The organism is Pseudideonella sakaiensis, from assembly GCF_048320135.1.
Classification (GTDB): Bacteria; Pseudomonadota; Gammaproteobacteria; order Burkholderiales; family Burkholderiaceae_C; genus Ideonella_A; species Ideonella_A sakaiensis_A.
On record NZ_CP182947.1, the window covers coordinates 5,355,662 to 5,373,739 of the forward strand.

The window sequence follows — 18,078 nt, forward strand, 5'->3', positions numbered from 1 at the left end:
GGCGCGAGTGTACGGTGCCGAGCGTGCGCCGCCGGCGGCAGTGCGCCGCCGGCGGCGTCATGCGGCGATGACGATCAGCGTTGCGGCATGTCGGCGCTGCCGTAGACCAGCGATACACCGGCATCGACCGGAATCGGCTGCATCGCGTGGTCCCACGATTCCCAGGCGGCGCGCATCGACGCCAGCCGCTCGGGCTGCAGCCGGCCCTGGTTCGCACGTTCGCGTTCGTCGGTCTCGACGTCGAACAGGTATTCGTGTTCGTCGACCTTCAGGTACTTCCAGCGCCCGTCGCGCAGCGCGCGCTGCTGGCGGTGGTTCATCCGCCAGTGCATCGGGCGGGCAAAGCCATGTCCGGCATCTGCGAGTGCCGGCTGCAGCGCGACGCCATCGAGCGGGAAGTCGGCAGCAGGCGCCACGTTGGCGGCGGCCAGCATCGTCGCCATCCAGTCCATCGTCAGGTGATGCTGCTCGCTGACGCCGCCGGCAGCGATCGTCTTCGGCCAGCGCGCGATGCACGGCACGCGGATGCCGCCTTCGGTCAGGTCCATCTTTCCACCGACCAGCGGCCAGTTGTCGGAGAAGCGCTCGCCGCCGTTGTCGCTGGTGAAGACGACCAGCGTATCGTCGCCGAGACCGGCGGCGTCGAGTGCATCGAGCACGCGGCCGATGCCTTCGTCGAGTTCACGCACCATCTGGTGGTAGACGTGGATCGAGCCGCCATGCAGGTGGCCGAGCGTCGGCCCGGTGATCGGCGGCTCGGCGCGGCCATTCCGCGTCTCCCACGGCCAGTGCGGCGCCGTGTAGTGCAGGCTGAGCAGGAAGGGTGCGCGGTCGGCAGCGCGCTGCTCGATGTATTGGACTGCGCGGTCGCTCAGCAGGTCGGTCAGGTAGGCGCCCTGGTGGTCGGCCGGCTCGCCGTCTTCGACCAGGTCGGCATTGCCGCCGCGGTCGAGGTGGGTGAAATAGCTGACGCCGCCGGACAGCGGCCCGAAATGGTGGTCGTAGCCGCTCTTGCGCGGCGAGAAATGCGGCGGATAACCGAGGTGCCACTTGCCGATCAGCGCCGTCTGATAGCCGGCGGTTTTCAGCAGCGATGGCAGCGTCGGATGCTCGGGTGGCAGCCCGACCGTCGTGCTGCCGCGGTATTTGCCGGTCAGCGGTTCCTCGGCAGCGCCGCGCAGCCGGTACTGGTAGCGCCCGGTGATCAGCGCAAACCGGGTCGGCGAGCAGACCGGCGAGTTCGAATACGAGCGAGTGAAACGCATGCCTTCGGCCGCCATCCGGTCCAGCGCCGGGCTGATCGCCGCCGCCCGGCCGCCGTAACAGCCGAGGTCGGCATAACCGAGGTCGTCGGCGAGGATGAAGACGAAATTCGTCATTCGCTCTTCATTCCGGTCGACTTGACGATGCGTGCGTATCGGGTTTTCGCGGCATCCAGGCGCTGCTGCGCAGCGGCGCCGGACTGGTTCTCGATGATCGAATCGAGCTGTGCAAGCTGGTTTTTCAGATCCGGCTGCTGCAGCGCATCGCTGATCGCCTTGCTGAGCACCTCAACCACCGCCGGCGGCGTGGCGGCCGGCAGCATCGCGACCTGCAGCACCTCGAATTCCAGTTCCTTGACGCCGGCTTCGGCAACCGTCGGCACATCGGGCATCACCTGCGAGCGGCGGCGGCTGGTCACCGCAAGCGGCGTGATCTTGCCGGCCTTGACGTGCGGCACCATGCCCGGCGTGGCCAGGATGCCGGCATTGACCTCGCCCGACAGCACCGCCAGCACTGCCGGCGCATTGCCCTTGTACGGGATGTGAATGATCTTGCCGCCGGTCGCGTCGCCGAAGATCTCGGCCGCGAAATGGCCGGGGCTGCCGTTGCCGGCCGAGCTGAAGGTCACGGCGTCCTTTTTCGCCTTGGCCACCAGATCGGCCAGCGTCTTCGCGCCGACTGCGGGATGGGTGCCGACCAGCAGGCCGGACGACGCGATGATCGACAGCGGCTTCAGCGCGTCGGGCGCAAACGGCATCGACGCGTACAGCGCCGGGTTGATCGTGAACGTGGTGTCGATGCCGAACAGCACCGTGTAACCGTCGGCATCGGCGCGGGCAACGTCGCCGGCCGCGATGTTGCCGCCGGCGCCGGGCTTGTTCTCGACGATCACGTTGGTTTTCAGCGAGGCCGACATCTTCTGGCCGACGGCGCGCGCAATCATGTCGGTCGGCCCGCCAGGCGCAAAGCCGACGACGATGCGGATCGGCTTGTTCGGAAAGCCGTTCTGTGCTGCCGCCGGCAGGGCTGCGAACGTGGCTGCTGCTGCCAGCGCAACACATGCGGTGCGGCGGGTGAAGGTGAAGCGGGCCATGTCGTCTCCTGATCTGTTGTGGATGGGCTATCCTAAGTTTCTTAAAGCTCACTTGTGGTGACCAATTCGCCCATTTGACTGAGAAAATGGAAATCAACATGCGGGTTTACCCATGGCGGTAACGCTCGATCCGCGGCTGAAGTTGCGTCATCTGCAGGCGCTGCTGGCGATCAGCGACGGCCGCTCGGTGCAGGCCGCTGCCGATCAACTGTCGCGTACGCCGTCGGCAGTTTCCAAATCGCTGAGCGAACTCGAGCTCATCGTCGGCGACCGGCTGTTCGATCGCACCCGCCGCGGCCTGCTGCCGACCACCTGTGGCGAGCGCTTGCTCGAGCAGGTGCAGCGCGCGCTCGCCTTGCTCGGCGACGGCCTTGAGCAGGCGGGGGGACGCGACGGCGCCGCCAGCGGCACGCCGACGGTCACGCTCGGCGTGTTGCCGACCGCGGCGTCGACCTTGGCGCCGGCAGCGGTGCGGCAGTTCCAGATCCAGCATCCGAATGCGGTGGTCCGGGTCGTCGAAGGCACGAACATCAGCCTGCTGTCGAGATTGCGCGAGCGCGAATTCGACATCGTCGTCGGCCGGCTTGGCGACGCCTCGCTGATGTTCGATCTGTCGTTCGAGCCGCTGTACGAGGAGCCGCTGGTGCTGGTGGCCGCTGCGGGCCACCCACTGCTCGATGAGACCGCGGTCAGCGTCGCGCGCGCCTGTGAATACCCGGTGATCCTGCCGGACGACAACACCATCATCCGCGCGACCCTCGATCCGGTGCTGATCGGCGGCGGTGTCAGCCGGCCGCCGCGACTGGTCGAGACGCTGTCGGATGCCTTCGGCCGGCACCTTGTCGCGCAGGGCGAGGTGGTCTGGTTCTGTGCGCCGGGCGTCGTCGAGCAGGAACTGGCCAGCGGCCGCTTCGGTGTGGTGGACATCGACCTCGGCGCGACGCGACGCGCGGTCGGGCTCAGTGCGCGCAGTGATGCGCCGCTCGCGCCGGCTGCGGGCGACCTGGCCGAGTTGCTGCGCATCCAGGCGCGCCGCTTGCGGACAGACCCGTTGCGCCGGCCTGCGTCGCCGGGCCGGCCGATCCGCATCCCGTCGTCGTCCCGGCGCGGGCGCTGACCGTTGGCTGCGGCAGTGCGGGGCTCTGCAGTCAGCGCCGCAGAGGCATCTACACTGCGGGTCGAATCCCGTCCAACAAAACTAGCCCGGTTCACCGGCCTGACCCAGGAACGACATGCTGCGATTTCGTTTTCCGATCGTCATCATCGACGAAGACTTCCGCTCCGAAAATACCTCCGGACTGGGCATCCGCGCGCTGGCCGAGGCGATCGAGAAGGAACGCTTCGAGGTGCTCGGCGTCACCAGCTACGGTGACTTGTCGTCGTTTGCCCAGCAGCAGAGCAGGGCGTCGGCCTTCATCCTGTCGATCGACGACGAGGAGTTCAAGGGCGGGCCGGATCTCGACCCGGCGGTGCTGAGCCTGCGCAAGTTCATCGAGGAGATCCGCTTCAAGAACGCCGATATCCCGATTTATCTGTACGGCGAGACACGCACCAGCCAGCACCTGCCGAACGACATCCTGCGCGAGCTGCACGGCTTCATCCACATGTTCGAGGACACGCCGGAATTCGTCGCCCGGCACATCATCCGCGAGGCCAAGAGTTACCTCGACGGCCTCGCGCCGCCGTTCTTCAAGGCGCTGATGGACTATGCGCAGGACGGCTCGTATTCCTGGCACTGCCCGGGCCACAGCGGCGGCGTCGCATTCCTGAAGAGCCCGGTCGGGCAGATGTTCCACCAGTTCTTCGGCGAGAACATGCTGCGCGCCGACGTCTGCAATTCGGTCGAGGAACTCGGCCAGCTGCTCGATCACACCGGCCCGGTGGCGCAGAGCGAGCGCAATGCGGCGCGCATCTTCAATGCCGACCACTGCTTCTTCGTCACCAACGGCACCAGCACCAGCAACAAGATGGTCTGGCACCACACGGTCGCACCCGGCGACGTCGTCGTCGTCGACCGCAACTGCCACAAGTCGATCCTGCACGCGATCATCATGACCGGCGCGGTGCCGGTGTTCCTGCGCCCGACGCGCAACCACTACGGCATCATCGGCCCGATTCCGGAGTCCGAATTCACGAAGGAGGCGATCCAGAAGAAGATCGCCGCCAATCCGCTGCTGAAGGGCGTCGATCCGGCGAAGGTCAAGCCGCGCATCCTGACGCTGACGCAGAGCACCTACGACGGCGTGCTCTACAACACCGAGACGATCAAGCATTCGCTCGACGGCTACATCGATACGCTGCATTTCGACGAGGCCTGGCTGCCGCACGCGGCCTTCCACAAGTTCTACGGCAGCTACCACGCGATGGGCAAGAACCGGACGCGGCCGAAGGACCAGCTGGTATTCGCGACGCAGTCGACGCACAAACTGCTGGCCGGCATCAGCCAGGCCTCGCAGGTGCTGGTGCAGGATTCGCAAGAGCGCAAGCTCGACCGGCATCTCTTCAACGAGGCCTACCTGATGCACACCTCGACCAGCCCGCAGTACGCGATCATCGCGAGCTGCGACGTCGCGGCGGCAATGATGGAGGCACCGGGCGGCACCGCGCTGGTCGAGGAGAGCATCGCCGAGGCGATGGACTTCCGCCGCGCGTTGCGCAAGGTCGAGAAGGACTACGGCAAGAAGGACTGGTTCTTCAAGGTCTGGGGGCCGGAAAAGCTGGCTTCCGAAGGAATCGGCAAGAGCAGCGACTGGGTGCTGAAGGCCGGCGACAAGTGGCACGGCTTCGGCGACCTGGCCGACGGCTTCAACCTGCTCGATCCGATCAAGACGACATTGGTCACGCCGGGGCTCGATGTCTCGGGCAAGTTTGCGAAAACCGGCATTCCGGCATCGATCGTCACGAAGTTTCTCGCCGAGCACGGCGTCGTCGTCGAGAAGACCGGCCTGTATTCGCTGTTCATCATGTTCACGATCGGCATCACGAAGGGCCGCTGGAATACGCTGCTGACCGCGCTGCAGCAGTTCAAGGACGACTACGACCGCAATGCGCAGATGTGGCGAATCCTGCCCGAGTTCGTCGCCCAGCACCCGCGCTACGAGCGCATGGGGCTGCGCGACCTGAGCCAGAGCATCCACGAAACCTATGCAAAGGGCGACATCGCGCGGCTGACGACCGAGATGTATCTGTCGAACCTCGATCCGGCGATGAAGCCGACCGATGCCTATGCCTATATCGCGCACCGGCAGACCGAACGGGTCGAGATCGACCAGCTCGAAGGGCGGATCACGACCTCGCTGCTGACGCCGTACCCGCCGGGCATTCCGCTGCTGATCCCCGGCGAGCGCTTCAACAAGAAGATCTGCGACTACCTGCGCTTCACGCGCGAATTCAACAGCAAGTTCCCGGGCTTCGACACCGATGTGCACGGGCTGGTCGAGTCGGAGGACGACAACGGGCAGCGCCGCTATTACGTCGACTGCGTGAAGGCATGACCCGCCCTGTTTTTGTGGGAGGGGCTTTTCAGTCCGGATTCGGGCTGCTGCCTGACCATCGAATCGGGGCTGAAGCCCCTCCCACAGCCATCTCTGACCGCTTTGCGCCGCTGACATGACCGCCAAGATCCTGTTCGGATTCCATGCCGTCACCGTGCGCCTGAAAAGCGCGCCGAAGACGGTGATCGAGATCCATGTCGATGCGAGCCGGCGTGATCAGCGGATGCGCCAGTTTGTCGAGCGTGCCCGCGAGGCCGGCGCAAAGCTGATCGACAGCGACGACGACCGCTTGCAGAAGATGGCCGGCAGCCACCGCCACCAGGGTGTGGTCGCGCGCGTCGAGGCGGTCTCGCTGAGCCATTCGCTCGACGATACGCTCGACGCCGTCGAGGCCGAGGGCAAGGGGCCCGCACTTCTGCTGCTGCTCGACGGCATCACCGATCCGCACAACCTCGGCGCCTGCCTGCGGGTCGCCGACGGCGCCGGTGCCCATGCGGTGATCGCGCCGAAGGACCATGCGGTGGGCATCAATGCAACGGTCGCGAAGGTCGCGAGCGGCGCGGCCGATACCGTGCCGTATTTCATGGTCACCAACCTCGCGCGGACGATCGGCGAGCTGAAGGAACGCGACATCACCGTGATCGGCACCAGCGAGGATGCGGAGCAGTCGCTGTACGACGTCGACCTCAGCGGCCCGATCGCTCTGGTGCTCGGTGCCGAAGGCAGCGGCATGCGCGCGTTGACAAAAAAACACTGCGACCAGCTGGTCCATCTGCCGATGCGCGGCGCCGTCGACAGCCTGAATGTCTCGGTGGCATCCGGCGTCTGCCTGTATGAAGCTCTGCGCCAACGCAGGGACTGATCGAAGGGGAGGGAAGACATGCCCGTCATCGCCGTGCGCCATCCGCTGGTCCGCCACAAGGTCGGGCTGTTGCGCGAGGATGGCATCTCGACGAAGAAGTTTCGCGAGCTGACCAACGAACTTGCGCGGCTGCTCGCCTATGAGGCGACGGCCGACTTTCCGATCGAGAAGACGACGATCGGCTGCTGGAGCGGACCTGCCGAGATCGAGCAGATCAGCGGCCGCAAGGTCACCGTCGTGCCGATCCTGCGCGCCGGCATCGGCATGCTCGACGGCGTGCTCGACATGGTGCCGAATGCCAAGGTCAGCCTGGTCGGCCTGTCGCGCAATCACGAGACGCTGCAGCCGGAGCATTATTTCGAGCGCTTTGTCGGTCACCTCGACGAGCGCACCGCACTGATCATCGACCCGATGCTGGCCACTGCCGGCTCGATGATCGCGACCGTCAAGCTGCTGCAAAGCCGCGGCTGCCGCGACATCCGCGCGCTGGTGCTGGTCGCTGCGCCCGAAGGCATTGCCGCGCTCGATGCGGCCTGTCCGGACGTGCGCTGCTGGACGGCGGCAATCGACAGCCACCTCGATGCGTCCGGCTACATCATCCCCGGCCTCGGTGATGCCGGCGACAAGATCTTCGGCACCAAGGAATAGGTCGCAGGGTTCATCAAGGCTTCACATTCGCCGCGCACCATCGTCGCCAACAACAGCAACAAGCGATGGAGCGAACGAATGAACAGAAGATTGCGTTTCTGGATGAGCGGCTGCGCCGCGGTGATCTCGCTGGCGCTGGCCGGGATCGGTGATGGCTGGGCCGACGACGAGACCGATTCACGCGCCGGCAGCTGGCAGACGAGCCGCTTCGACATGGCGCAGACCGTGCAGCGCTTGCAAGCCCATGCGCCCCGCCATGGGCTGACGGTGATGGCTCGCTGGGCGCCGCGCGCGGCGCAGGGCAGCGACGCGCAGTCCCATCTGGTCGTCGTGTTCGCCAGTGCGGCCGGTGGCACGCCGGTGCTGATGGCAGGGGATGGCGCCCGGCCGGACCTGCCGCTGAGCCTGCGGCTGCGCACACGCAGCGACGGCGTCGTCGAAGCGTGGCTGCCGACCCCGGGCTCGATCGACCGCCAGGCGCTGCCCGATGAAGTGACGCGCAGCGTGACCGAATTGCCGGGCCTCCTGGCCGAAGCGCTCGGAGCGGTCAAGCCGGCCGCTCGGCCCGATCACGCCTGAACTGGATGCAGGGATCGACGCGGTCGCGTTTCGGCGCAATCGCGACGACGGCATCGAACACCGCGGCCGCATCGGCATCGGTCGATTCGAGGTAGCCGATCGCGACGATGTCGCCGGCCGCAAGGCCGTGCCGGCCGCGCAGCCACAACGGCACGCCGATATCGCGCCGCACATGGCCATTGCCGGCGATCAGCACCGTCCCGTTGGCGCGATGCCTCGCCAGACGTTCGGCGAGCACCGCATCGCGTGCGGCCTGCGCACGAACCATGCCCGGCAGCATCGTCGCCGGCAGCGCATTGCAGTGGCCGATCTCGATCTCGCGCTGCTGCGCTGCCTGCCAGTCAGGCGGCAACGGCTGGTCGAGACCGAGCGAGCGGGCGTTCTCGGCACCAAGCACTGCCGCATGCTGCTCGCGAACCAGCCGGCGCGCCTGTGCCCGCGGCAGGTTGCCTGCGATCAGCGGCAGCTGATGGTCCAGCGCCAGCTGCACGAGCGGCCGGTACAGCGGCCAGTCCCAGCCATCTCCTCCGGCCTGCTCGATCAAATGGCCGGCATCACCGGGTCGTTCGCGGCGCGATGCATCGATCTGCGGCTGGCGGTCGGTATCGAACTGCTCCATCACGATCGCCGGGCGCCAGCCGCGCGCGATCGCGCGCTGCAATGTCGCAAGGCGCAGCCGCTGGCCGTCGGCGTTGTCATGCACCTCGCCGAGCAGCGCCAGCGTTGATCCGCCGAGCCGGCGCTCCCACGCGGCGGGTCCGGTTGCCGGCAGCGAACAGCCTGCCGCCAGCAGCGGCGTCAGCACGCACGGCAGGGCGGCAACGCAGCGGCGGCGGATCGGATCGACGGTGAGGGAGGGCATCACGAATCCGAGCATAGGTCAAACGATTGCCGCTGCCGTGGCCGCGCAGCGTCGAGAATGGCGGCTTTGCCCGCCCTTGGGGAAACTGTCATGAAACTGCTCACCGACTGGCAACTCGTCACCGTCCGCCCCGGCCAGGTGGTTGCGCCGGACCAGCGCCTGGCCTGGCCGCAGACCGTCGTGCTCGGTCTGCAGCATGTGATCGCGATGTTCGGCGCGACGGTGCTGGCGCCGTTGCTGATGGGTTTCGATCCGAACCTCGCGATCCTGATGAGCGGCATCGGCACGTTGATCTTCTTCGTCGCCGTCGGCGGCCGGGTGCCGAGTTACCTCGGCTCGAGTTTCGCGTTCATCGGCGTCGTCATCGCGGCCAGCGGTTACGCCGGGCAGGGCGCCAATCCGAACCTGGCCGGTGCACTCGGCGGCATCGTCGCCTGCGGCGCGGTCGTCGCGCTGATCGGGCTCGCGGTGACAGCCGTCGGCACCCGCTGGATCGAGGCGCTGATGCCGCCGGTCGTCACCGGCACGGTGGTTGCGGTGATCGGCCTGAACCTGGCCGCGGTGCCGATCAAGAACATGGCGCCGACCGCCTTTGATGCCTGGATGCAGGCGGCCACCTTCATCAGCGTTGCGCTGGTCGCGGTTTATGCGCGCGGCATGGTGCAGCGGCTGCTGATCCTGGTCGGCCTGCTGATCGCGAGTGCGGTCTATGCGCTGCTGGCGAACGGCTTCGGGCTGGGCAAGCCGATCGATTTTTCCGGTGTTGCGGCGGCCGCCTGGTTCGGCGTGCCGACGTTTGCCGCGCCGGTATTCGAAGCCAATGCGATGCTGCTGATCGCACCGGTCGCGCTGGTGCTGGTTGCCGAGAACCTCGGCCACATCAAGGCGGTGGCCGCGATGACCGGCCGCAACCTCGATGGGTTTATCGGCCGCGCGTTCATCGGTGACGGTGTCGCGACGATGGTCAGCGGCTCGGCCGGCGGCACCGGCATGACGACCTATGCCGAAAACATCGGCGTGATGGCGGCGACGCGCGTGTATTCGACGGCGATGTTCGTCGTTGCCGCCGCGGTTGCGATCGTGCTCGGTTTCAGCCCGAAATTCGGTGCACTGATCCAGACGATTCCGCTGGCGGTGATGGGCGGCGTCAGCATCGTCGTGTTCGGCCTGATCACGGTCGCCGGCGCGAAGATCTGGGTCGAGAACAAGGTCGATTTCGGCGACTCGCGCAACCTGATCGTCGCGGCGATCCCGCTGGTGCTCGGCACCGGCGACTACACGCTGAAATTCGGCGCCTTCACGCTCGGCGGCATCGGCACCGCGACCTTCGGCGCGATCCTGCTGCACCTGCTGTTGTCGGGTGGCCGGCACGGCGCGACCGAGCGCGGGCATTGAGCCGCGTTCAGGCCAGCCGCGGCGCGATCCGGCGGTTGACCCAGACGCTGACGGCAATCGCGGCCAAGACGAAGCACAGGCCGAACCAGCTGAGCGCGGCATAACCGGCATGCTCGACCAGCCAGCCGCCGCTCGACGAGCCGACCGCCTGGCCGAAATAGATCGCCGATGAATTGAGCGCCAGCAAGGCTGCAGCCCATGCGGGGGCCGCCTCATTGAGCCGGGCCTGCTGCGCCGAGTTGGCGGCAAACATCGCAAGCGCCCACGGGATCATCAGCAGCGCCGCGATGGTGACGCCGTCGGCCAGCGGCCAGAACAGAAGTGTCGTCGCGGTCAGCAGCATCGCAAGCGTCGCCGCGCGGCCGGCGCCGATCTGGTCGATGTGCCGCGACAGCAGCAGCGTGCCGATCAGGCCGAGCAGGCCGAACCAGCCGAACAGCCCGCTCAGTTCGAGCGGGCTTGCATGCAGCACCTGGCGCGCGTAGGGCGCAATGAACGACAGCAGCGCAAACTGGCCGGCGCTCAGCAATGCGGTGACGCCAACCATCGCCATCAGCAGCGGATGGGCAAAGACGCCTTTCCAGGCGGCAAGCGACAACGCCGCCGGCTTGACGCCATCCGGCATCACGACGGCGACCCAGATCGCGCCGATCAGCGCGAGCAGCGCCACCGCGAGGAAGGCGCTGCGCCAGCCAAAGCTCGCACCGAGCCATGCGGCCATCGGCATGCCGAGCACCGATGCCGCAGACCAGCCGAGAAAGATGAAGGTGATCGCGCGGCCACGCTCGGCCGGCGGTGCCATGAAGGCCACTGCCGCCGCGGCCTGCGGCGTGAACACCGCAGCGCCGAGCACCGACAGGCCGCGCACCGGCAGCAGCGCTGCATAGTCGGGCATCAGTGCCGAGGCGGCGTGGCCGATCGCAAACCAGAGCAGTGCAAACGAAAGCAGCCGGCGGCGGTCGAATCCCGACACCCAGCCGGCCAGCAACGGCGCGGCAAAACACATCACCGCGGCACCGATCGCGATCAACTGGCCGCCGAGCGCGACCGATACCTGCAGCGAGCGGACCAGGTCGTTCAGGCTGCCGGCGACGACCATCACGCCACAGCCGATTGCGAAATTGCCGAACAGCAGCGCCCAGCGGGTCGAGGCGAGCCGCCCGGCCAGCGGCGCCTCGGCCGGCAGCGCCGCTGTCACTCGCGCTGCACCTTCAGCGCTTCCGGGTTGACGATGTTGGTCGGCTCGCCGTTGATGAAATTGATGATGTTGTCGAACGCGGCATTGAAGAACTGCTCGTAGTTGTCCTGCTCGACATAACCGATGTGCGGCGTGCACACCGCATTCTCGATCCGCAGCAGCGGATGGCCCTGCAGGATCGGCTCGATCTCGAACACGTCGACCGCCGCCATGCCGGGCCGGCCGCGGTTCAGCGCCGATACCAGCGCACCTTCCTCGATCAGCTCGGCGCGTGAAGTGTTGACGATCAACGCGGTCGGCTTCATCAGCGACAGGTGGTCGAGCTTGATCATGCCGCGCGTCTGATCGCTCAGCCTCAGGTGCAGCGACAACACGTCGCAGGCCTCGAAAAAGGCCTCCTGGCTGGGAGCAGGTATGTAGCCGTCGGCCTGCGCACGGGCGCGCGAGGCCTCGCTGCCCCAGACGGTGACCTGCATGCCGAAGGCACGGCCGTAGCCGGCGACGATCTGGCCGATCCGGCCATACCCCCAGATGCCCAGCGTCTTGCCCTTCAGCACCATGCCGATCCCGAAATTCGGCGGCATCGATGCGGACTTCAGACCGGACTGCTGCCAGGCACCGTGTTTCAGGTTGCCGATGTACTGCGGCAGCCGTCGCATCGCAGCCATCGTCAGCGCCCAGGTCAGCTCGGCGGTGGAGGTCGGCGAGCCGGCACCTTCTGCAACCGCGATGCCGAGCCGAGTCGCCGCCTCGATGTCGATGTGGGAGCCGGCCTTGCCGGTCTGCGAGATCAGTTTCAGGCGCGGCAGCTTCTCGAGCAGCGAGCGGGGAAATTGCGTCCGCTCGCGGATCAATACCAGCACTTCGGCATCACGCAGCCTGACCGCGAGCTGGCCGATGCCCTTGACGGTATTGGTGAAGACCTTGGCATTGAACGGATCGAGCTTGCTGGCGCACTGCAGCTTTCTGACGGCGTCCTGGTAATCGTCGAGGATGATGATGTTCACAACACGCGGGGCGACAAGAGAAATGGAATTCCGATTGTGCACCGATCAAAAAATGCGCTGTTACCGCCGCCGGTGAGGTCGGCGCGTTTCCAATAGCATCCAGCGATTCAGACACGAGGAACTCCAATGCCCGCGATTTCGATGTATTCGGCCAGCGTGCCGGTGTTTGTGCGCATGCTCGACAACCTGTCGGCATGTCTGGAAAAGGCCGAAGCCTTTGCGAAGGCGAAAGGTTTCGATTCGAAGGTGCTGGTCGACAGCCGGCTGGCGCCCGACATGCTGCCGCTCGCCAGGCAGGTGCAGATCGCCTGTGATGCCGCCAAGTTTGGTGCCGCGCGGCTGGCCGGTGTCGAAGCGCCGTCGTTCGAGGACAACGAGGCCAGCATCGCCGAGTTGCAGAAGCGGATCCGCAAGACCATCGACTATGTGAAATCGGTCGATGCGGCAAAGATCGACGGCAGCGAAGAGCGCCAGGTCAAGGTGCCGATGCGCGGCCGCGATCCGCTCGAGATGACCGGCCTCGACTACCTGAACGGCTTCGTGATGCCGAACTTCTATTTCCATGTCTGCACCGCCTACGGGCTGCTGCGCCACAACGGCGTCGACCTCGGCAAACGCGACTATCTGGGGCGCAGCTGAAGATCACGGCAGGGCTGCCTGCCGGCAATGGCGGCTCGGCAAGCTGTATTCGCTGATACCGCTGCTTGCCGACCTTACCGTCAGGCCTGCGGACGCTGGACGTTGTTGCTCGGGACCGGCAGGCGGTCGAGCCAGCCGCGGCGGGCCGGCGCTTGTTCGCGGATCGGGAAATGGCGATTCAGGTCGGCCAGCCGGTCGCGGGCGATCTGCTCGCAGTGACCAATCGAGACGACCGTGAACAGTGGATTGCGCAGATGCCACAACTCGCGCAGCGTGTGCGCATCGCGGGCCCGGTTCGCCAGTTCTGCGGCGGCCTCGTTGTCGAGGTCGGCCAGCGCAGCAACAAAGGCCTGGCGCGCCGATCGCAGTTTTTCGTCGGCGCGGATGAAATGCGGATCGATGCCGGAGACGCGGCGCGGCACCTGGTCGGTCGAATACCAGCCGGTCGCAAGCCATTGCCGGATCGTCGTCAGTGGCGGCAGCAGCGAACGCAGGCCGCTGCGCGAAGGACCGAAATCATCATCGAACAGTGACGGCGGACAAACCTCGAAACGCGAGCGCAGGCTGCTTGTCGTCTCGGGGCCGGCAGGGCGACTGGGAATCGTCGGTTCGAAACCCGGCATCGCCACTGCTCCGCGTCGTCCCATTCCACCCACCCGCCACCACGCCATCGGTTCGCTCCAGCCGTCGGCCACACTGGTCGGCCGACCGACGATGCGTGACAAGCCGATTGCTGGCTCGTTCGATCGCGATCGGGACGACCCGCCTGGGTTCAGGCCGGGTGCGGCGACGATGTGCCGCGCACCCGACCCCCGTGCTGCGATTGTTCGCAAGCGGGCGTTTCGCGATGCCGCGATAAGCGGTGCAGAAGGGGGGCAGATCTGCCTGGCAGCGGCGGTGTGGCGCCGCGGCGGCGCTGCTCAGATCGAGCCGAATCTCAGCTTTCGATCGGCCGTATACCGCCACCAGGGGGCGGGTGGCGCACCGGCCATGAAGTCGGTGATCGCGAGAAAGGTGTCGAGCACGCAAGGGTCGTGGCGGCGGCCAGAGGCCTGGCACAGGCGCTGATAGAGCTGGAAGGCATCGGCACCACGCAACTGCTGCGGCGAATCGATGCCGATGCTGCGCAGGTCACCGGCCAGCGACGGCCCGATATTCGGCAGCTGCTCGAGCTGCTGGCAGTCGGCCGCGCAACGCGCTTTCGTCGGGCTGCGTGTGCTGGTTGCGGCGCTGCCGGCCATCATCGGCTCAGAACGCGCTGCCATTGCGGATCAGCCCGACCGCAAGGCCCTCGAGCGCAAACTGCGGATCGCCTTCGGCGACGTGGATCACGTCGAAGTCGGGGTTTTCCGGCAGCAATTCGATGCCCTGGCGATTTCGCTTGTAGCGCTTGACGGTGACCTCGTCGCCGAGGCGGGCGACGACGATCTGGCCATTGCGCACCTCGCTGGTCTGCTGCACCGCGAGCAGATCGCCATCGAGAATGCCGGCGTCGCGCATGCTCATGCCGCGCACCTTCAACAGATAGTCGGGCCGGCGGCTGAACAGGCTGGCCTCGACCTGGTAGGTGCGGTCGACATGTTCTTCAGCAAGGATCGGGCTGCCGGCTGCAACGCGGCCAACCAGCGGCAGCATCAGCTGCGCAAGCCCCGGCATCGGCAGTTGCGCCTGTTGCTGGCGCCGCTGGTGGACTGCGCGCAATGTGTCAGACTGCAGACGGATGCCGCGCGAGGTGCCGCCAACCAGTTCGATCACGCCCTTGCGGGCCAGCGCCTGCAGATGCTCCTCGGCGGCATTGGCCGAACGGAAGCCGAGCGCCTGTGCGATTTCGGCACGGGTTGGCGGTGCGCCGGTGCGTTCGATCGCGGTGCGCACCAGGTCGTAGATCTGCTGTTGGCGGTCGGTAAGCTTGGTGCTTGCAAGCATGGCACTCCTCGTCAGGTCGCAAGCTGTATTTTTATCCAGTATTGAAAAAAATGCAAAACATATCTCGGCGGATCGTCGTGATCGGCACCGGCGGAACGATCGCCGGCACCGCGGCGAGCCAGCACGACCACACCGGCTATACCGCTGGTCAGGTGGGGATCGGCGATCTGCTGCGCGGCCTGCCCGGTGTCGACGCGGCAACGCTCGAGACCGAGCAGGTCGCGCAGCTCGACAGCAAGGACATGGACCATGCGACCTGGCAGCGCCTCGCGCAGCGGCTTGCCCACCATCTGGCGCGCGACGAGGTCGCTGGCGCGGTTGTTGTCCACGGCACCGATACGCTGGAGGAGACGGCCTGGTTTCTGCAGCGCGTGCTGGCGCCGGCCAAGCCCGTCGTGCTGACCGCGGCGATGCGACCGGCCAGCGCGTTGAACCCGGACGGGCCACAAAACCTGATCGATGCGGTGCTGGTTGCCGGCTCGACCGGCGCGCGCGGCGTCGTCGCGGTGATCGCCGGGCAGGTGATCGCCGGCGGCGACCTGCGCAAGCTGCATCCGTATCGGCTCGACGCCTTCGGCAGCGGTGACGGCGGGCCGCTCGGTGTCGTCGAACAGGGCAGGTTGCGCCGCTTCCGCGACTGGCCGGAGGCACAAACCGGGTCGGGAGCGATCCATCGCGCGCTCAGTCTTGATACCGACGACTGGCCCTGGGTCGAGATCGTGACCAGCCGTGCCGGCGTCGATCAGCGGCAATTCGATCTGCTGGTGGACGCCGGCGTCGATGGCATCGTCATCGCGGCGACCGGCAATGGCACGGTGCACCGGGTCTTCGATGCGCCGATCCGGAGGGCGCTCGACAAGGGCATCGCTGTCGTGCGCAGCACGCGCTGCGTCTTCGGCGGGCTGATCGGTGCCGAGGCCGACAGCCTGCTCCGGCTCGACACTGCGCCGCCATGGCCGACGGTGCTCGGCGCCGGCCCGCTGAGCCCGGTGCAGGCGCGGATCGAACTGATGCTGGCCTTGCTGCGGCTGCGCCCGCCTGCCGGCTGACGCGAGCGCTCGGTGGCCGTTGCGCGCCTCAGGGTGCGCGGGCAACCAGTGCGACGCGATCGAGCGAGGCGAGAAAACGGTCTGCCGGCTGGTAGCCGATGACGCGTACCGGCAGTTCCTGGCCTTCGCGGTCGAAGAAGATGATGCCCGGCGGGCCGAACAATGCGAAGCGGGCCAGCAGTGCGCGGTCATCGGCATTGTTGGCGGTGACGTCGGCGCGCAGCAACAGACTGTCCTTCAGCCGGGCCTGCACGCGCGGATCGGTGAACGTGAAATGCTCCATCTCCTTGCACGAAACGCACCATTCGGCCCAGAAATCGAGCATCACCGGCCGGCCGCCCGACGATGCGATGCGCTGCTCGAGTTCGGCCACGCTGCGCACCGTCTCGAACGGCAGTTCGTTGCGCGCGACCGCCGCTTCGCCGCGCAGCCCGGCCAGCGGCTGCAGGATGTCGCGGCTGCCGGACATCGCGCCGACCAGCATCGCCGCGCCGACCAGCAGCGCGATCACGCCGACCCCCTTGAACAGCCGGCGGTGCCCCGGCGCCTGCGGCGGCAACGGATCGAGTGCATGCAGGAACATCGCCGGAATGATCAGCAGCGCGGCCCATAACACCTGCTGGACGACCAGCGGGATCACCGGCGTCAGCATGTAGACGGCCACTGCCAGCATCGTCACGCCGAACACGCGTTTGACCGATTCGGTCCACGGGCCGGCCTTCGGCAGCAGCGAGCCGGTTGTTGCGCCGACGATCATCAGCGGCACACCCATGCCGATCGCCATCACGAACAGCGCGCTGCCGCCGAGCATCACATCGCGCGTCTGGCTGATATAGAGCAAGGCACCGGCCAGCGGCGCCGCGACACAGGGGCCGACGATGACCGCCGACAACACGCCCATCAGGAAGGCGCCGAGCGCCTTGCCGCCCTTGACCCGACTGCCGGCCGCCGCCAGCCGGTTCTGCAATGCCGCCGGCAACTGCAACTCGTAGAGGCCGAACATCGACATCGCGAGCAGCACGAAGATCGCGGCAAAGGCGCCGAGCACCCACGGGTTCTGCAGCCAGGCCGACAACATCGTGCCGGCCAGGCCGGCTGCCACGCCGGCAATCGCATAGGTGATCGCCATGCCCAGCACATAGACGGCCGACAAGGCCAGCGCATGGCGTTTGCTGATCGACGTGCCGTGGCCGACGATGATGCCCGACAGGATCGGAATCATCGGCAGCATGCACGGCGTGAACGCGAGCAGCAGGCCGAAGCCGAAAAACGCCGCCACCAGCGCGACGCGACTGCCGCCGAACAATTCGTTGATCGCTGCATCGTCGCCGCCGAGCCCGCCGCTCAGCGCAGCGAGCCCGCCACCTGAGGGTGCGGCGCCGCCGGCCGCACCGAAGGTCGGGGCGCCGCCGGATGCGGTCGTGCCGCCAGCCGCCAGCGCGACCGTGAAGGTTTTCTCGATCGGCGGGTAACAGACGCCGATCGGATCGTTGCAGCCCTGGTAGCTCGTGAACAGCTCGACGCTGCCGGGCAGCGGCGCTGCCGATGCGAGCGTGATCACCGCATCGATCGGCTGGAAATAAACCTCGACCTTGCCGAAGGTCGGATCGAGTTTTTCCTTGCCCTTCGGCAGTGCGACATTCGCCACCGAGATGCCGTCCGGGCTCGCGACGCGGAAGCTGATCCGGTCGCGGTACAGGTAATAGTCGGGCGCCGGCGTCAGCCGGGCCAGCAGCGTGCCGGCCGGGCCTGGCGAGACCTCGACCTTGAAGGCCTCATCGGGCGGCAGCAGCTCGGGCTGCGCCTTCGCGCCGCCGAGCAGGCCGCGCAGTGCGTCGAGCGGCGATTCGGCGGCAGGGCTCGCGGCCGTGCTGGTGCTCGTGGCGGCACCGGTCAGTGTCTGTGCCGGTGCGAACAGCGGCATCAGCAGCGCCGCGACGATCAGGCTGCGCAGGGTCTGGACGATGGCTCTTGTCATTGAATGGTGGGTATTGCCGCGCGGTTGCCACGCGGCCGGCCTGTTTGGCATGGGACAACGCGGATTATCGGCGCGCCGCCGGTGC

At 67.0% G+C, this 18,078-nt stretch carries 17 protein-coding genes; 8 read left to right on the top strand and 9 right to left on the bottom strand.

Going from position 1 to position 18,078, the window contains the following annotated elements:
* Nucleotides 1–74: 74 nt before the first annotated feature.
* Nucleotides 75–1,379: a sulfatase gene (locus tag ACNH6H_RS24530; protein WP_418320888.1), complete on the bottom strand. Its 1,305-nt coding sequence runs from the start codon at nucleotides 1,377–1,379 to the stop codon at nucleotides 75–77.
* Nucleotides 1,376–2,356, bottom strand: coding sequence for a Bug family tripartite tricarboxylate transporter substrate binding protein (locus ACNH6H_RS24535; protein WP_418320889.1), 981 nt, complete (start codon nucleotides 2,354–2,356; stop codon nucleotides 1,376–1,378). The genes ACNH6H_RS24530 and ACNH6H_RS24535 overlap by 4 nt, the downstream gene beginning before the upstream one ends.
* Before the next feature lie 112 nt (nucleotides 2,357–2,468).
* On the opposite strand from ACNH6H_RS24535, the gene ACNH6H_RS24540 reads away from it, so the two are divergent.
* The 5 genes from ACNH6H_RS24540 to ACNH6H_RS24560 all read left to right on the top strand — a co-directional run bounded on the left by ACNH6H_RS24540 (nucleotide 2,469) and on the right by ACNH6H_RS24560 (nucleotide 7,939).
* Nucleotides 2,469–3,473 carry a LysR substrate-binding domain-containing protein gene (locus tag ACNH6H_RS24540; protein ID WP_418320890.1) on the top strand — a complete coding sequence of 335 codons (1,005 nt, stop codon included), beginning with the start codon at nucleotides 2,469–2,471 and terminating at the stop codon, nucleotides 3,471–3,473.
* Nucleotides 3,474–3,588: 115 nt separating this feature from the next.
* Complete coding sequence (locus ACNH6H_RS24545) at nucleotides 3,589–5,850, top strand: Orn/Lys/Arg decarboxylase N-terminal domain-containing protein (protein WP_418320891.1); 2,262 nt, start codon at nucleotides 3,589–3,591, stop codon at nucleotides 5,848–5,850.
* Between the two features lie 115 nt (nucleotides 5,851–5,965).
* Nucleotides 5,966–6,712: a 23S rRNA (guanosine(2251)-2'-O)-methyltransferase RlmB gene (gene rlmB / locus ACNH6H_RS24550; protein WP_418320892.1), complete on the top strand. Its 747-nt coding sequence runs from the start codon at nucleotides 5,966–5,968 to the stop codon at nucleotides 6,710–6,712.
* An 18-nt stretch (nucleotides 6,713–6,730) separates the two neighbouring features.
* Nucleotides 6,731–7,360, top strand: a complete 630-nt coding sequence (upp, locus tag ACNH6H_RS24555; RefSeq protein WP_418320893.1) for a uracil phosphoribosyltransferase — start codon at nucleotides 6,731–6,733, stop codon at nucleotides 7,358–7,360.
* 78 nt (nucleotides 7,361–7,438) lie between these two features.
* Complete coding sequence (locus tag ACNH6H_RS24560; RefSeq protein WP_418320894.1) at nucleotides 7,439–7,939, top strand: hypothetical protein; 501 nt, start codon at nucleotides 7,439–7,441, stop codon at nucleotides 7,937–7,939.
* Here ACNH6H_RS24560 and ACNH6H_RS24565 read toward each other — a convergent pair.
* Nucleotides 7,908–8,801 carry a ChaN family lipoprotein gene (locus ACNH6H_RS24565; RefSeq protein WP_418320895.1) on the bottom strand — a complete coding sequence of 298 codons (894 nt, stop codon included), beginning with the start codon at nucleotides 8,799–8,801 and terminating at the stop codon, nucleotides 7,908–7,910. The genes ACNH6H_RS24560 and ACNH6H_RS24565 overlap by 32 nt on opposite strands.
* A 90-nt stretch (nucleotides 8,802–8,891) precedes the next feature.
* Between ACNH6H_RS24565 and ACNH6H_RS24570 the strand changes: the two genes are divergently transcribed.
* A complete protein-coding gene (locus tag ACNH6H_RS24570) occupies nucleotides 8,892–10,196 on the top strand; it encodes a solute carrier family 23 protein (RefSeq protein WP_418320896.1) in 1,305 nt (434 codons plus the stop codon).
* Nucleotides 10,197–10,203: 7 nt separating this feature from the next.
* On the opposite strand, the gene ACNH6H_RS24575 is transcribed toward ACNH6H_RS24570, so the two are convergent.
* On the bottom strand, nucleotides 10,204–11,394 hold the full coding sequence (locus tag ACNH6H_RS24575) for an MFS transporter (protein WP_418320897.1): 1,191 nt from the start codon (nucleotides 11,392–11,394) through the stop codon (nucleotides 10,204–10,206).
* Nucleotides 11,391–12,401 carry a D-2-hydroxyacid dehydrogenase family protein gene (locus ACNH6H_RS24580; RefSeq protein WP_418320898.1) on the bottom strand — a complete coding sequence of 337 codons (1,011 nt, stop codon included), beginning with the start codon at nucleotides 12,399–12,401 and terminating at the stop codon, nucleotides 11,391–11,393. The genes ACNH6H_RS24575 and ACNH6H_RS24580 overlap by 4 nt, the downstream gene beginning before the upstream one ends.
* A gap of 126 nt (nucleotides 12,402–12,527) precedes the next feature.
* On the opposite strand from ACNH6H_RS24580, the gene ACNH6H_RS24585 reads away from it, so the two are divergent.
* Nucleotides 12,528–13,040, top strand: coding sequence for a DUF1993 domain-containing protein (locus ACNH6H_RS24585; protein ID WP_418320899.1), 513 nt, complete (start codon nucleotides 12,528–12,530; stop codon nucleotides 13,038–13,040).
* Nucleotides 13,041–13,120: 80 nt separating this feature from the next.
* On the opposite strand, the gene ACNH6H_RS24590 is transcribed toward ACNH6H_RS24585, so the two are convergent.
* From ACNH6H_RS24590 to lexA, 3 genes are all read right to left on the bottom strand, one after another.
* Complete coding sequence (locus ACNH6H_RS24590) at nucleotides 13,121–13,663, bottom strand: hypothetical protein (RefSeq protein ID WP_418320900.1); 543 nt, start codon at nucleotides 13,661–13,663, stop codon at nucleotides 13,121–13,123.
* A gap of 297 nt (nucleotides 13,664–13,960) precedes the next feature.
* Entirely contained in the window at nucleotides 13,961–14,305 is a 345-nt protein-coding gene (locus ACNH6H_RS24595) for a helix-hairpin-helix domain-containing protein (RefSeq protein WP_418320901.1), read from the bottom strand.
* On the bottom strand, nucleotides 14,289–14,966 hold the full coding sequence (gene lexA / locus ACNH6H_RS24600; RefSeq protein WP_418320902.1) for a transcriptional repressor LexA: 678 nt from the start codon (nucleotides 14,964–14,966) through the stop codon (nucleotides 14,289–14,291). The genes ACNH6H_RS24595 and lexA overlap by 17 nt, the downstream gene beginning before the upstream one ends.
* A 50-nt stretch (nucleotides 14,967–15,016) precedes the next feature.
* On the opposite strand from lexA, the gene ACNH6H_RS24605 reads away from it, so the two are divergent.
* Complete coding sequence (locus ACNH6H_RS24605; RefSeq protein WP_418320903.1) at nucleotides 15,017–16,015, top strand: asparaginase; 999 nt, start codon at nucleotides 15,017–15,019, stop codon at nucleotides 16,013–16,015.
* Nucleotides 16,016–16,043: 28 nt separating this feature from the next.
* Here the strand turns inward: ACNH6H_RS24605 and dsbD are convergent, their stop codons facing one another.
* Nucleotides 16,044–17,993 carry a protein-disulfide reductase DsbD gene (gene dsbD, locus ACNH6H_RS24610; RefSeq protein WP_418320904.1) on the bottom strand — a complete coding sequence of 650 codons (1,950 nt, stop codon included), beginning with the start codon at nucleotides 17,991–17,993 and terminating at the stop codon, nucleotides 16,044–16,046.
* Nucleotides 17,994–18,078 lie beyond the last annotated feature (85 nt).

Bases quoted from the DNA above. Each gene is read 5' to 3' on its own strand.
- ACNH6H_RS24530 (WP_418320888.1), bottom strand. From the start codon at position 1,379: ATGACGAATTTCGTCTTCATCCTCGCCGACGACCTCGGTTATGCCGAC.
- ACNH6H_RS24535 (WP_418320889.1), bottom strand. From the start codon at position 2,356: ATGGCCCGCTTCACCTTCACCCGCCGCACCGCATGTGTTGCGCTGGCA.
- ACNH6H_RS24540 (WP_418320890.1), top strand. From the start codon at position 2,469: ATGGCGGTAACGCTCGATCCGCGGCTGAAGTTGCGTCATCTGCAGGCG.
- ACNH6H_RS24545 (WP_418320891.1), top strand. From the start codon at position 3,589: ATGCTGCGATTTCGTTTTCCGATCGTCATCATCGACGAAGACTTCCGC.
- rlmB (WP_418320892.1), top strand. From the start codon at position 5,966: ATGACCGCCAAGATCCTGTTCGGATTCCATGCCGTCACCGTGCGCCTG.
- upp (WP_418320893.1), top strand. From the start codon at position 6,731: ATGCCCGTCATCGCCGTGCGCCATCCGCTGGTCCGCCACAAGGTCGGG.
- ACNH6H_RS24560 (WP_418320894.1), top strand. From the start codon at position 7,439: ATGAACAGAAGATTGCGTTTCTGGATGAGCGGCTGCGCCGCGGTGATC.
- ACNH6H_RS24565 (WP_418320895.1), bottom strand. From the start codon at position 8,801: ATGCCCTCCCTCACCGTCGATCCGATCCGCCGCCGCTGCGTTGCCGCC.
- ACNH6H_RS24570 (WP_418320896.1), top strand. From the start codon at position 8,892: ATGAAACTGCTCACCGACTGGCAACTCGTCACCGTCCGCCCCGGCCAG.
- ACNH6H_RS24585 (WP_418320899.1), top strand. From the start codon at position 12,528: ATGCCCGCGATTTCGATGTATTCGGCCAGCGTGCCGGTGTTTGTGCGC.
- ACNH6H_RS24590 (WP_418320900.1), bottom strand. From the start codon at position 13,663: ATGCCGGGTTTCGAACCGACGATTCCCAGTCGCCCTGCCGGCCCCGAG.
- ACNH6H_RS24595 (WP_418320901.1), bottom strand. From the start codon at position 14,305: ATGGCAGCGCGTTCTGAGCCGATGATGGCCGGCAGCGCCGCAACCAGC.
- lexA (WP_418320902.1), bottom strand. From the start codon at position 14,966: ATGCTTGCAAGCACCAAGCTTACCGACCGCCAACAGCAGATCTACGAC.
- ACNH6H_RS24605 (WP_418320903.1), top strand. From the start codon at position 15,017: ATGCAAAACATATCTCGGCGGATCGTCGTGATCGGCACCGGCGGAACG.
- dsbD (WP_418320904.1), bottom strand. From the start codon at position 17,993: ATGACAAGAGCCATCGTCCAGACCCTGCGCAGCCTGATCGTCGCGGCG.